The sequence below is a fragment of the Mycobacterium sp. OAE908 genome, assembly GCF_017872775.1.
In the GTDB taxonomy this organism is placed as follows: domain Bacteria; phylum Actinomycetota; class Actinomycetes; order Mycobacteriales; family Mycobacteriaceae; genus Mycobacterium.
The window spans coordinates 1,830,076-1,843,717 of sequence record NZ_JAGGJL010000001.1 but is presented as its reverse complement, the minus strand read 5'-3'; the positions used below and the strand labels follow the sequence as shown (position 1 = coordinate 1,843,717).

The following is a 13,642-nucleotide window of genomic DNA, read 5'->3' as shown; positions in this document are numbered from 1 at the left end:
GCATGGCCGTTGGCAGTAGCCCTCTCAGCGGAAGCGGACGTCCAACGTCGCCATGCCGAAGATCTTCTTGCCACCGGCCTTCGCGCCGATGATGACGACCCCGCTGCGGGTGGCCGGATCCAGTGCCTTGATCCGCCCGCTGAACTCGATGTCGGTGCCCTCGGCGGCCGAGACGACCGCGGGCGCCGACAACCGCACCGTGTACCGGGTGGCCGCACCGGGATCGCCCGACCACGCGGAGGCGTAGCCGGCACCCAAGCCCATGGTCAGCATTCCGTGGGCGATCACGTCGGGCAGCCCGGCAAGCTTGGCGATGTGTTCGTCCCAGTGAATCGGGTTGGCGTCACCGGCCACGCCGGCGTAGTTGACCAGGTCGCCGCGGGACAGCCGGGTGTGGTGCGCGGGAAGCGCGTCGCCGACCTGCACATCCTCGAAGGCCGGCGTACCGGGCGTGCGGGTGGTGCCGCCGTCGGCGATGCGGATCTCGCCCTCCGGACGCACCTCCTTTTCGTACTCGTCGTCGAGTCCGGCGATGTCGAGGATGTTCATGTCGTGCATCATCGCGTTCTGCACGGCCGTTTTGACGCCCGAGTCGATGTCCTCGGCGGTGACACCGACAACGGTGGTGTGCAGGGTGTGCACCCGCTCGCCCGTGGTGTCGGTGAACGTGTTGGTGACGGTGATGAAGTCTCTGCCTGCGGTCCTGCGGACCGACGTCAGTTCGACGTCGATGGTCAGTTCATCGCCTGCCACGATCGGGCGGTGCTGCTCGAAGACTTCCTCGGTCTGCAGGTAGGTGTCGTAGCCGACGACAATCTGCTCGAACATCCGGCGATTGCACTGCATGCCCGGCGCCGACGTGAACGTCAGGGGCGCGATGACGTCTGAATAGCCCAGCTTTGCGGCGGCGGCGACGTCCCAATGTGCCGGGTGGTAGTCCTGCACGGCACGGGCGTATTCGCGCAACTTCTCGCGCCCGACCAGGTAGGTGCCGTCCATCTGGTAGTAGTGGCCCACCCGCGCTTCGAGCGGCGAAGTTTCTGTTGGTGCCGTCATGAATTGCTCAACTCTTCCGTCGGCTTGTTCGCTGAAGCCGATCGAAAGACACTAACGCGCGGACATCACCGTCCGGTCAGTGAGTCGCTCGCCCGACGATGAGCGGGTGCACGATCGCGGGCATCCCGCGCCACACCGCGTTGTCGGACTCGACGGCGAAGCCGCAGGCGCGCATCAGCTCGAGGGTCGAGCGGTTACAGACGCACCCACCTGCGAAGCCGCGCCACGGTTTGAGGAGAAGCTCCTGGCATGCGGCGAGGAACCGCGAGCTCGCACGCACGTGTTCGATGAACAGCAACTGCCCGCCCGGGCGCAGTACGCGGGCGATTTCGCGAAGCGCTCCTGCGGGGTCGTCCACGGTGCACAGCACGAGCGTGGAGATGACGGTGTCGACGCTGGCATCACCCAGCGGCAGGCGTTCCGCGGGGGCGTCAACGATCCGGGCATCGGGTGCCTTCCGCTCGAGAAGCCGGGCAAGCTTTCGTCGCATCCCGGGTTCTGGCTCAGTGAGGACGAGCTCGTCAACCGCGGCGGGATAGTGCGCGACGTTCAGCCCGGTGCCCGCACCGATTTCGACGACGACCCCGTGCGCTGCTGCGACAAGGTCGCGACGGCGGCGCCGCATGCCTATCAACTCGCCCAGCCAGACGAACGGGTTGTACAGCACCGCCATGACCCGCAGCCACGCCGCGTAGGAAGCACTGGCGTGGGGGTGGACGATGGGTTGGGCAGGGGCGACGTCTGTCATGCCGAGAATCTACGAGCAGCGCGGTGCTGCGAGCATCGCCCATCGCGGCCATCCTTCGCAGATGGCCGGTTTCGGCCATCTCACAACAGCCCGAGCCGCGCGGCCTCGGCGACGGCGGCCGTGCGTGATGTGCGACCGAGTTTGCGACGGATATTCGCGACGTGGCGGTGAACGGTGTGCGGGCTGAGCACCAGCTGCTCTGCGATCTCGCGGTCGCCGAGCCCGCGCGCAACGCAGGCGAGGATCTCGCGCTCGCGACCGGAGAGCAGCACCGGTTCTGGCTCGCAGGCACCGCGCGCAGGCGGCTGCTGCGGTGTCAACGCTTGCCGAAACGCACGCACGACCGAATCCACATCACCGTGCCAGGGAAAGTGCGAGTTGCCTTGCAGCGGAACGAATGTCGCGTTTGGTATAGCGGCGGCGACGTCACGGCCCAGCTGGTAGGGCACGGCACGATCGTCGCGGCGATGCACCACCGTCGTCGGCTGGTGGACCGATGGCAGGTGAGCGCGCACGTCGAGGCGATACACCAGACCGAGCAGAGCGGCGGCAGTCTCCGCGCTGGCCGACTCGCGCTGCAACCGGGCGAAGCGTTCGTGTGCTACCGAATCGGCGCCGCCGAGAAACAAGTCGCTGAGCATGCGCGACCCGAGTCCCCAATGCGCGCGAACGGCCGCGACGATCGCGTCGGATACGCCGGGAGGCGTCAGCACGTCGCCATGGGGATAGGAGCCGTACAGCACCAGTCGCTCCACACGCTCGGGAAACGTCGCGGCGAATGCCACCGCGGTGCAGGTTCCGGATGATCCGCCGACGAGCGTCACGCGATCGAGGCCGAGCTCGTCGAGCAGCGCGCGCAGTGTCGCGACTTCGCCCTCCAGCGTCAGGTCGGAAGTTCGCAGCGTGCGGTCCGACATGCCGACACCGAGACGGTCATAGCGGATCAGTGTGTGGCTCTCCGCTACCCCCTGCCAGAACTGCCGAACGCCCGGGCTCTGCCAGTCGAGCTCGAGATGGCTCACCCACCACGCCGGCGCGACGAGTGGTGGACCGTCGCCACGCACCTCGTACGCCAGTCGACTGGCGCCGAGGCGGAGGAAGCGAATCTCAGAGTTGTCCGGCATCGTCCCGAGCGTACGACCGGCGAGACCGGGATTCAGGTGTTCTCGATGGCGGTTCGGCGGCCCCACTTGTCCATCTCGCATTGGCAGTTGGGGCAGGTATGGCCGCCCCACATCGCCTGCTGAGCCGACTTCGGCACCCGCAGTTGCCCCATCGCCGTTCCGCAGTTCGGGCATGAGACGCGGCGCAGATTGATGCCCCATTTGTTCTTGACCAGAGTCCCGTAGACGACCAGGACCATGGCCCCGCCGAACACGACGAGAAAGGCGATGTTCGCGTACTTGTCGATATCCATGTGATGCTCCGTTTCCCACGCCGATCGCCGCCCCGGGTGGGCGGCAGTCGTGGGTAAGGACACGCTGGGACGTCAGCGGGGACACTTTTTCCGCGACCGTATTTCCGGTTCAGTTGCCCTCCGTTGTCCGCCCGCAGACCGGGTTGCCCGGCACGGCCACATGTGGACACTGCGGGGTGGCAGGCGCCAGCGGGGTAGGGCAGGACTGGCCGCTGTCCACGGTGCTGCCGTCGGCGCAGTGCTTGGCGGGGGGCTGTTGCGGTGCGCGTTGGCGCGTGGAGGCAGGAGCTCTCGGCGCCACCGATGCGGGTGCCGCGTGACTGGTTCGCGTCACGGTCGGCGAACTCGAGGGCGCCGCAGCGGTGGTTTCACGCGGTGGGGGCGCCTGCTCGATGGGCGGATTACCGGGGTTTTGGGAATTGGGAATGTCCGTGTGCACCGGGCCTGAGGAGGGCTGGATCGACGTATTCGGTTCGGTTGCAACGGTTTTGGGCGTCAGCGTAGCGGTGGACCGTTGCGACGGAGTGAATGCCGGTGCGGCAGGCTGGACCACGACGGAAGTGGCCGGCGTGATCTGCGTGTCGCGAGGTGCGGGCGCACCGGTCGTCAAACCCCATATCGCTGCGGGCACGGCGACCACCGCCGCGGCCACCAGCGTGACGCGCCCGGTCAGCGCCAAGAGTCGGCCGGAGACGTGCTTGACCGCGTGGCCCGCCGCGGCGGCGGTAACTGCGGTGCCCGATGGAAGATGCGGTGCAGTGTTCAGCGTCTGCTCACGCAGCCATGCCGGTGCGGGGATCAGTGCCGGTGCCGCCCCGAGCAGCGCCTTCGGGTTGACCAGCCTGCCCCGATGCTCGCCGCAGTCTGCGCACGACGCGATATGTCGGGAGACGCGCTTGCGCACCAGGATGGTGAACTGCCCATCCCAACCCGCGATGGTCGTCGCAAGGTCCGCGCAGCGGTTCTGGCCGGTAGCGGCTTGGCGCGCCACCAGCAGCGCACCCAGGGACTGTTGGACGGTGTCGCGCAACCGCTGCACCATCTTCTTGGCCGATGCGCTACTGACACCGAGCGTGTCGGCGATTTCCGCGTTGCTCAGGCCGTGCCGGTAGGCCAGATCCAGCACCTCGCGGTCGCGCTGCGACAGCCCGCCCTCTGCCTGGGCCACCAACGACGCGAGCTCGTTGCGCGCCGCCAACGTGTCGGGACCGATGTCGGTGGCCGGTGCGTCAGGCAATTCGTCGGACACCGTCTCGCGCCGGCGCGCACGCAACGTGCGCAGCGCCTGGTGTCGGGCGATGGTGTAGAGCCAGGGCCGAAGCTTGTCGGGATCACGCAGTTTCGGAAGGTCGACAGCCGCGTTGTAGAACGCTTCTTGCACGCAGTCGGCCGCGTCGCGGTCACCGACCATGCCGATGCAGAAGTCGTAAAGACGGGTGGCGTAACGGTCATAGATCTCGGCGAACGCCGCCCTCTCGCCAGCTGCGGCGGCACCGACCAACTCGGCGTCGCCCACGACGTTCCAATCGAACTCAGCCGTCACAGACATGGGGTCTCCAACCTGGGGGTCGATCGTCTCTCGAAGCTCGCGCGGCGGCCCGGCCGACCGAGGCCGCGTCGGGCTTTTATGTTCATACGCAACTAACGGCCAATCGGTTCACAGGCGACTAGCAGGTACGAGTCGTGCGCTGCGACGTTAAGCGGCGACGGCTTACGAATGCTTGCGTAGTGCACTACTCGAATTTCGACAGCAGTGCGATGCGACGCCCGCCAAAAAGTGTCTCCAGACGGTGGTCTGCGCGCACATACCAGTGCGGCCACCCACGGCTCGCACGAGAGACCTTGAGGAGACCCCATGCAAACCCGGTTCTATCGGCTGCCTGCCGCAGTTCGCGCGCTCATCATCGGCGTACTGTCGTCGGCCGCAATCTTCGGAGTGATGTCCTACTTGACCTTTTCCGGCCCCGCGAGCGAGACCCATCTACCGCTCATCGGCCGGCTGCTGATCGCGACGATCGCCGGCCTGCTCGCCGGCGCCGTCGGGGTCGTACTCGGGGACCAACGCATGCGCCGCACGTACGGATCGATAGACCGGGCGCTTACGTACTCACGCGCATTGCGGACCGGCGAACTGCCGACGCAAATCGAGCCTGCCGAATGGCAAGGCTGGCTGGCGACCAGTCGCCAGTCGAACAAGTGGGCGCTGACGGGCGTAGGGGTGTTCGCGTTACTTGCGGTGCTGCAGAGCCTCGAACACGATTGGATGTCGACCGCAATGTTCGTCTTGTTCGCAATCTTCGAGGCGGCGGCCATGTTCTTGATGCGTCGCCGAATTGCGCGCCTGACGGCCGCAGTGCACCGGCGAGCCGAGGAGCAAAGTCTCGGCCTCTCCTGAGCAGGCTCTCAGTTCCGTCTCAGCAATCGCGGGCACCTTGTGCTTAAGCCACTGGGCTGATTCACGATTCACACAGAACGGAACACGATGACCAACCCTCCGCGCTATCCCACGGATCGGCCCGAAGAACAGCCGTATCCGAGTCAGCCTGCGGGACAGGCCAACCCGGACCCACAGCCCTACATTCCTTCACATCTGCGTTACGACTATCGCTACGCCCATCAGCCGTATGACCCGTATCACGCGGCACACCAAGCGATCACGGCGCCGATTCCCAAGATTCGGCCGAAAGGTTCTCGCCGCGGCGCGATGATCGCAGGCGCGGCGGTCGTTGCGGTGGTCGGCGGCGGACTGGGTGCGGCCACCATGGGGGCCGTGTCGCTGGCCCACGACAGGCCGGCCACCAAGCCGCCGATCGCCCAAGCGCCGTTGACCCCGCAGCCTGCCGCAAAGGCGCCCGCCGGCTCGGTTGAACAGGTCGCGGCCAAAGTGATGCCCAGTGTCGTCAAGCTGCAGATCGACATGGGCGGTCAAGGCGACACCGGTTCCGGCATCGTGTTGAGCGCTGACGGCCTGATCCTGACCAACAACCACGTGGTGGCTCCGGCGGCGGACGCCGGTCAGGGAGCCGAGCATGCCCTTTCCGACTCCACCGGCGATGGCGGCATCACCAAGACCGTCACCTTCGCCAATGGCCAGACGGCACCGTTCACCGTCGTCGGTACCGATCCCAGCGGGGACCTCGCGGTGGTGCGTGCGCAAGGAGTGTCGGGGCTGACGCCCATCGCCATCGGATCGTCCAAGGATGTGAAGGTCGGTGAGCAAGTGGTGGCGATCGGGTCGCCACTGGGTCTGCAGGGGACCGTGACCAACGGCATCGTCAGCGCGCTCAACCGGCCGGTCGCCGCAGGCGACGGCAGCGGCGGCGACGTCTCGGTGATCGATGCCATCCAGACCGACGCGGCGATCAACCCTGGCAATTCCGGCGGCGCGCTGGTGAACATGAACGGCGAACTGATCGGGGTGAACTCCGCGATCGCGAGCATGGGCGGAGGCGACGGCGGAGCAGGCGGCGGCCAGAGCGGGTCGATCGGGCTCGGCTTCGCGATTCCGTCCGACCAAGCCAAACGCATCGCCGACGAGCTCGTATCGACCGGCACCGCCAGCCACGGCTCGCTGGGCGTTCGGCTCAGCAGCGATGGTGTGAAGGGCGGCGGTGCGGCAATCGGTGAGGTCGTCGATGGTGGTCCCGCGGCGGCCGCCGGCATCCCGAGCGGCGCGGTGATCACCAAGGTCGACGATCAGGTGATCGACGGTCCCGAGGCTCTGGTGGCCGCGGTTCGTTCGAAGGCACCAGGGGACACGGTTTCGTTGAGTTACGTTGACGAATCCGGGGCGGCCCAGACGACCCAGGTGGTACTCGGCAAGGCATAACCCCCGGTCGGCAGCGGCGATTGGCGCCTGGTCCCGCCAGGCACTAATTTTTCCGGGGTGATGTCAGCTGTTGGCGCGGTCGCGCGGTGGATAGCTCCCTTCCTGACCGTGGTGGCCGTCGCCGGCCTGGGCCTGCAGGCCGCCCCGACGCCTGCGCCGAGCGTTCGGTTGGCCGCCGACGACGGAAACCCGTTGGCAGGTGCGACGTTCTACGTCAACCCTACGTCGGCGGCCATGCGCGCCGCGCAGAAGGCCGACCCGCCGAGTCCCGAGCTGACCGCGATCGCCAACACACCGCAGGCGTACTGGCTCGTCCCGGGTTCATCGGCAGCGACGGTCGCGAAGTACGTGGGTGACGCTCAGGCCGCGGGCGCCATGCCGGTGTTCGCGCTCTATGGAATTCCGCACCGTGACTGCGGCAGCTTTGCCGCCGGTGGTTTCGCGTCGGCCGCCGAGTACAAGGGCTGGGTCGACGGCATCGCAGCCGACATCGGCGGGTCGCCGGCGGCGGTCATCGTCGAACCCGATGCGCTCGCGATGGCCGACTGCCTCTCAGGTGATCAGCGCCAGGAACGCTACGACCTGATCCGCTACGCCGTCGAGACACTGACCCGCAATCCGGCCGCGGCCGTCTACATCGACGCGGGACACCTACGTTGGCACAGCGCCGACGACATGGCCGCGAGGCTCAACCAGGCGGGGGTGGCGCAGGCGCGCGGCTTCAGCCTCAACACCGCGAACTTCTTCACCACCGACGACGAAATCGGTTATGGCGAAGCGATTTCGGGGCTCACCAACGGTTCGCACTACGTGATCGACACGTCGCGCAACGGCGCGGGACCGGCGCCCAGCTCCGCGCTCGACTGGTGCAACCCCGACGGCCGCGCACTGGGCACTCCACCCACTACCGCGACCGCGGGCGCGCACGCCGACGCATACCTGTGGATCAAACGTCCCGGCGAGTCCGACGGCTCGTGCAACCGCGGCGACCCGCCCGCCGGGAATTTCGTGACCCAGTTCGCCGTCGAACTGGCGCGCAACGCGGGCCACTGAGCCAGGTCCCTATTTCGCCGTGTCTTCCAGATGCGGGGTCAAGCCGCACTTCTCGACCAGCGTCAGCCAATCGGCCGCCGATACGGTATACGGCGGTGGATCATTGGTGATCGGCACAGTGCCCAGCCATGAGAATCGTCGCCCCAGCCCGCTGAAGTCGTGGCACCCGACGGTCAGGGGTGGCATGCCAGGAACGGACAGGGTCATTGCGGGCATAGTGGAAAAGTATTGGCCCGCAGCATCACTCGCGACATTCTGCGCCGACGGGAACGCATGCCCGCCTGCGAGGTGGTAGATCACCGGTGTGGCGGTCACCTGTGAGCACGGGGCCGCAGCGGTCAGTGCGTTGGTTTTCGGGTCGATCACCCGGATGCCGACGCCGTCGACGTCGACGTCGATGAACAGTTGCGGCTCTGTGCGTGTTTGCATCAGGCGCTGCGTCTTTCGGAATGCGAACGGTCCCCAACTTTGGATCAACAGCGGATTGGGGAACAGCAGACATCTGATATGTGCCCCGTCGGCGACAGCGCCGCTCCACCGAGCGTCCAGGGAAAGAAGCGCGTCGAAGTCTGGTTCAGGCAGCCAGGCGTCGACAAGCTGGACGGGCTCCGCGCTGAGCGGTGTCGTCGGGCTCAGTCGGCGGTCGCGCCCACCGAGAAGAAAGCGGTGACGACCGTGTCGCAGATGAAGCGCCACCCCGTTCTCGACCCATAGCCCCAGCCGCGCATCTGCAAAGGAATAGACGTCACCCGGCCGCCGATCGATGGTGATCCCGTCTTTCGTCACGGTGATGACGTACTTGCGGCGCGACCGCAAGAAGAGATGGCCGCCGATACCGGCACTGAGCACCACCATTGCGGGTGGCATGCATAGCCAGACGACGGGGTTGACATGCGGTAATCGCACGTGAAGGCCCCACATGGGACCTAACTGCACCAGCACGACGAGCGCGACGAACACCACAAATGCCGCCATTGAGTACTTGTTCACTCGCGGGCCGCTCCAGCGCTCCCAGGCGGGCGAGTAAGCCACCGAGGACGCCACGAATCGGTGTGAGACAGAGCCGTCACCGAGGCTCATGTCGACTGCTTCTTCCATGAGATCCACGGTGCACCGACAGGGCGGCGCGGGGATATGAGGAATTTGCCCCATATCTGCCGTGGGTCGACGTCAGCACTGGAATATGGGGCAAATTCCGCATATGCCCAGAGCGGTCCCACCCAGCACACTGCGTATTGCCCGCCGACAGATCGGCGCCCAAGGAAAGGAATACGACAGTGAAAATTCTCCCCGCGAGCATCGAGCAACAGATCAATCGCGTTGACCGCCAACCCAGTTTGTTCATCGGCATCGCGTGCGGTCTGGTCGCCTTCTGGTCGATCTACCGCGTCATCTGGTCTCTCTACCTCGCGATGACCTACGATTTCCTGTTCGGCTCACTGGTCTTCGGGATTGTGTTCTGGGGTGTGGTCGGCGCCATCGCCGCCGTCGCGGCCTTCGGCTTCATCACGCGCTACGCCAAGGCGCCCACCGGCGAGTCGAACGAAAGCCCCAAGCAATGAACCGGATTTCGAAGTTGGTGACGACGGTGGCCGTGTCGGCCGGAGTGGGTCTGTCAGGGTTGACGTTCGCGGCCGCCGCCATCGCAGACCCTTGGCCCGGCTGCGAAAAGGAAGGCGGTCCATGCCACTGGTGTCCGGGCGATGCACCCCCACCCACCGGCAATCACATCACCGATCCAGTGGTGTGGGACTGGAACATCTGCCACACCTATTGGTACGTCTACCCGGGCCAGGGAAACGTCGCCAATCTGATTTGGGACGGCGACAATCCGCCGCCGAAGCCGCAGGCACCGCCCGGCCTGATCAACCGCGACAATTGCCAGCAGATCCTCGGCATCTTCTGCCCCAGAGCATGAGTAGGCGCCGTCGGGTGACCGAATGATCATCAATCTCGTCATCGGAGGCGTCGTGATCGCCTCTGTGGTAGGGCCTTTCGCGGTGAGCCGGATGAAAAGAATTCGCGGACCCGTGGAGCCGGTTACGGCGCGGGTGATCACGCTGAGCCAGTGGGGTTCGATGTCGGTGAACACTCCGGTCCCGCGCACGATATGCCGGATCCGCCTGAGAATAGAGCGCCCCGGTCGCGAACCGTACACAGCGACGGTCTGGCAGAACATCGATCCGTGGGATATCGGTGCCGTCGAGCCAGGGAGAACAGTCGCGGTAGACATCGACACGACCAAACCGAAGAAGCTACGCATCAATCTCAGTCGCTCAGCCCAACCCTTCGCCGGGCCAGATGTCTTGGCGCACTTGCCCTTCGGGCCGCAGTCGACATCTCCCGGGCGGTCACTCGCTGCCCCGGTGGTCTCGGCAGCCGAGCTACTGGCCTCAGGACAGCGGGTGCCCGCGGTGCTCAAGTCGTTCGCGGCCATTGGGACCACCGCCTACAGCCTCGGCCGGACGTCGAGCAGGCCGGAATTGCAAGACGCGCCACACTATCTGCTCGAAGTGGAGCTTCAGTTTCCCAATCTCGCCCCGGTCGCCGGTCGCGCCATCCAACCGGTCCCCCGCGCGCAGGTGCCGCGCCTTGCCATCGGACTCAAACTGCCCTGCGTAGTCGATGCCGCAGACCCCGCACGACGGTTCGTCGTGGACTGGGCCCAGCTGTAGCCCTCTGATCAACAGCGCAAAACTGACTTGCCTTCGTGCGTTTGGTGGGTGAGGTGCGGCTAGACGGGCTAAGCTTTCGACTGCCGACGGGGTCTGGTAATCGATCCGAGGAGGGCTGTGGCCTCGACAGACCGGCTACTCGAGCGCAATGACGCACTGGCCCAGCTGGATCGGCACCGCCGAGCGGTCGCGGCCGGTTCTGGTCGCATGGTGTTGCTGCGCGGCGAGGCGGGGGTCGGTAAGACCACGGTGATCGCCCGGTTTGTCGCCGGGCTGGGGCACCGCGCCCGCGTCTTGCGGGGTTGGTGTGATCCGTTGACCGCGCCGCGGCCGTTGGGACCGATGCTCGACATGTTCGCCGACGTCTCGGTCGCACACGCGGGGCTGCGAGCGGCGATCGACGCCGGTGACACCGAGGCCATCTACGGTCGCCTACTGGACATGTTCGGTACCGGAGTCCCGTGCGTGTGCGTCATCGAAGACGTGCACTGGGCCGACGGCGCCACCCTGGATCTGCTGCGATTTCTGTCGCGCCGCATCGACTCGTTGCCGTTGCTGCTGGTCGTGTCCTACCGAGACGACGAGATCGGTGACCAACATCCGTTGGCGGTTCTGCTCGGTGATCTGTCGACTTCATCGGTGGTGAGCAGGATCGCGCTGGATCCGCTCAGCGAGGCAGCGGTGGCCGAGTTGGCCGCGGGCAGCGGGGTCAACGCGGAGTCCCTGTTTCGGCTGACGGGCGGTAATCCGTTTTACGTGACCGAGGTGCTGGCCGCCGAACGTGACCGGTTGACACGAGATACCTTGCCGCGCAGCGTATCTGAGGCCGTGCTTGGCAGACTGGCACGGTTGTCGATTTCTGGTCGCGACACCGCGCATGCGGTGGCGGTGTGCGGGTCGCGTCCCAGGATCGCCCTGGTTCAGCAAGTGTGTGCTGCGGCTTCGGTGGGCCTACCCGAATGCCTGAGCGCCGGGGTGCTGCTGGCCGACGCGGACACGGTGGGCTTCCGCCATGAGCTTGCTCGCCAAGCCACGCTCGACCAGATCCCCGCCTATCAACGCAAGCAATTGCACAAACAAGCCTTGGCGGTGCTGGCCGAACCGCCGATAGACCCGGATACCTTGGCGGAGTTAGCGTTTCATGCTGACCGGGCCGGCGACGACGACGCGGTCGTCGGGTTTGCGCCAATAGCCGCAGAGCGGGCCGCACGCCTTGCCGCCAACCGCGAGGCCGCTGAGTTGTACGCCTTGACGCTGCGCCACGCCGAAACCGTCTCCGCCGAACAAAAAGTCGTTTGGCTCGAACAGCACGCGCTCACGAGCTACCTGAGCGGATTACCGGAGGCGGCCGTCGGGTCATTCGCAGAGGCGGTTGCGCTCCGACGAGATATGGGCGACCGGCTCGGTGAGGGAGTGGACCTGCGTTGGCTGTCCAACGTGCTGTTGCCATACGGACGCCAGACCGAGGCCGCTGAGGCCGCGCTCGCGTCGGTGCGGGTGCTCGAAGAGATCGAGGCATCCCTTGAGCTGGCGTGGTCGCTGATCAACGTGGCTGCGGTGGCCAGCCTGAGCTTCGACGCCGACGCCGGCGACTACGCAACACGTGCGATCGCGCTTGGGACCGAGCTCGGTGACAACGACGTAGTGGTGGCGGCCCGTTGCTTCGCAGCGCTGGCCACGGTGCTGCGCAGCGACACCGGTTGGGAGGACGCCGAATCGGCATGGAGCGACGCCATGGCCACCAGCGGACTGGCCCCACAAGCCGGCGTCACCGGGGCCCTGCTGTGCTGGACGACCGCGATGCACCACGACATCGAGCGTGCCGCGGCCTATATCCGTCAAACCGACTCGTTTTGCGCCAGCCATGACCTGGCGATGTTTCGCCCACTGTCGACCGGCTCGGCGGCGGTTGTCGCCTTGCATCGCGGAGAGTGGGACGGCTCCCTTGCGTATGCCGAGGAGGTATTGACACACCGCGGCATTCCCGCTTTGCATCGGATTTTGCCGCTGGTTTGCGTGGCGTTGATCCGCGCGCGCCGTGGGGGGCAACCCGTTTCGGAGCTACTCGACGAGGCGTTGTCCGGGGCCGAGCCCGGCGACCTGTACCGGCTCGGGATCGTGTGGGCCGCACGCGCCGAGGCAGCGTGGCTCGCCGGCGACGATGACGCCGCCCGCGCCGAAGCGCAGACGGGCTTGGCCGCAGCCACCAGCAGTCATGCCGACCCGTGGCTTGTTGGTCACCTGCGGCGCTGGGCGCAACTGGCCGGCGGCGACGCCGACGCTGGTGCCGCGGTCGACACCGTCACGCCGTATCGACTCGAAGTCAGCGGCGACTGGCAGGGCGCGGTCGCCGAATGGACGCGACTGGGCTGCCCATACGATGCGGCCATCGCCCAACTCGGCGGCGACATCGCGGCAGTGGAAGCAGCATCGGAGACGTTCCGCCGCCTGGGCGCGCGCGCTGCTGCCCGTCGCGCTCGGCAGCGCCTCGCGGAATTGCGCGGCCGAGATCCAGACGCGCGCCGCAAGAACACCATCGCCGACCCGCACGGTCTCACAGAGCGTGAACGTGACGTACTCGAACTCGTCGCGGCCGGACACAGCGACGTCGAAATCGCAGGCATTCTGTTCATCAGTCGCAAGACCGTCAACAAGCACGTGGGAGCCATCCTGGCCAAGCTCGGCGTCCGCAACCGTGCGCAAGCCGCGGCGGCCTATGCCGCCCAGCGCGCGCCGGACACCCAGCCACCGATGGAGTGACGGCAAAAAGTAGGCAAATGCCCCATAGGCCAATGCTGCTCGGTCGAACACACTTCTAGCCGGAACCAACCTTGTTCTCGGTTGGCAGCCTTCAGGCCAGAGGA

The 13,642-nt window shown here is 66.4% G+C and carries 13 protein-coding genes; 7 read left to right on the top strand and 6 right to left on the bottom strand.

The features are described from left to right. Positions 1-24: 24 nt before the first annotated feature. From J3E61_RS09095 to J3E61_RS09075, 5 genes are all read right to left on the bottom strand, one after another. Positions 25-1,056: a MaoC family dehydratase N-terminal domain-containing protein gene (locus J3E61_RS09095; RefSeq protein WP_210083328.1), complete on the bottom strand. Its 1,032-nt coding sequence runs from the start codon at positions 1,054-1,056 to the stop codon at positions 25-27. A 76-nt stretch (positions 1,057-1,132) separates the two neighbouring features. Then, positions 1,133-1,804 (bottom strand): class I SAM-dependent methyltransferase, encoded by a 672-nt coding sequence (locus tag J3E61_RS09090; protein WP_210083327.1) that lies wholly within the window; start codon positions 1,802-1,804, stop codon positions 1,133-1,135. A gap of 80 nt (positions 1,805-1,884) precedes the next feature. Beyond that, a complete protein-coding gene (locus J3E61_RS09085; protein WP_210083326.1) occupies positions 1,885-2,928 on the bottom strand; it encodes an alpha/beta fold hydrolase in 1,044 nt (347 codons plus the stop codon). 32 nt (positions 2,929-2,960) lie between these two features. Next, positions 2,961-3,221 (bottom strand): hypothetical protein, encoded by a 261-nt coding sequence (locus J3E61_RS09080; protein WP_210083325.1) that lies wholly within the window; start codon positions 3,219-3,221, stop codon positions 2,961-2,963. Between the two features lie 109 nt (positions 3,222-3,330). Continuing rightward, a complete protein-coding gene (locus J3E61_RS09075; RefSeq protein ID WP_210083324.1) occupies positions 3,331-4,770 on the bottom strand; it encodes a sigma-70 family RNA polymerase sigma factor in 1,440 nt (479 codons plus the stop codon). Positions 4,771-5,076: 306 nt separating this feature from the next. On the opposite strand from J3E61_RS09075, the gene J3E61_RS09070 reads away from it, so the two are divergent. From J3E61_RS09070 to J3E61_RS09060, 3 genes are all read left to right on the top strand, one after another. Then, positions 5,077-5,616: a hypothetical protein gene (locus J3E61_RS09070; protein WP_210083323.1), complete on the top strand. Its 540-nt coding sequence runs from the start codon at positions 5,077-5,079 to the stop codon at positions 5,614-5,616. 87 nt (positions 5,617-5,703) lie between these two features. Beyond that, the gene (locus J3E61_RS09065; protein ID WP_210083322.1) at positions 5,704-7,050 is read left to right on the top strand and encodes a trypsin-like peptidase domain-containing protein; all 1,347 of its coding nucleotides are present in this window, start codon (positions 5,704-5,706) and stop codon (positions 7,048-7,050) included. A gap of 60 nt (positions 7,051-7,110) precedes the next feature. Beyond that, a complete protein-coding gene (locus J3E61_RS09060) occupies positions 7,111-8,103 on the top strand; it encodes a glycoside hydrolase family 6 protein (RefSeq protein ID WP_192725261.1) in 993 nt (330 codons plus the stop codon). A 9-nt stretch (positions 8,104-8,112) separates the two neighbouring features. Here J3E61_RS09060 and J3E61_RS09055 read toward each other — a convergent pair whose 3' ends face one another. Next, positions 8,113-9,183 (bottom strand): hypothetical protein, encoded by a 1,071-nt coding sequence (locus J3E61_RS09055; RefSeq protein ID WP_210085488.1) that lies wholly within the window; start codon positions 9,181-9,183, stop codon positions 8,113-8,115. Positions 9,184-9,380: 197 nt separating this feature from the next. Between J3E61_RS09055 and J3E61_RS09050 the strand changes: the two genes are divergently transcribed. The 4 genes from J3E61_RS09050 (at position 9,381) to J3E61_RS09035 (ending at position 13,538) form a co-directional block, all read left to right on the top strand. Then, positions 9,381-9,665 carry a hypothetical protein gene (locus J3E61_RS09050; protein WP_210083321.1) on the top strand — a complete coding sequence of 95 codons (285 nt, stop codon included), beginning with the start codon at positions 9,381-9,383 and terminating at the stop codon, positions 9,663-9,665. Beyond that, complete coding sequence (locus J3E61_RS09045; RefSeq protein ID WP_210083320.1) at positions 9,662-10,021, top strand: hypothetical protein; 360 nt, start codon at positions 9,662-9,664, stop codon at positions 10,019-10,021. The genes J3E61_RS09050 and J3E61_RS09045 overlap by 4 nt, the downstream gene beginning before the upstream one ends. A gap of 22 nt (positions 10,022-10,043) precedes the next feature. Continuing rightward, positions 10,044-10,778, top strand: coding sequence for a hypothetical protein (locus J3E61_RS09040; RefSeq protein ID WP_210083319.1), 735 nt, complete (start codon positions 10,044-10,046; stop codon positions 10,776-10,778). 117 nt (positions 10,779-10,895) lie between these two features. Beyond that, positions 10,896-13,538, top strand: a complete 2,643-nt coding sequence (locus J3E61_RS09035; RefSeq protein WP_192724878.1) for an AAA family ATPase — start codon at positions 10,896-10,898, stop codon at positions 13,536-13,538. Positions 13,539-13,642 lie beyond the last annotated feature (104 nt).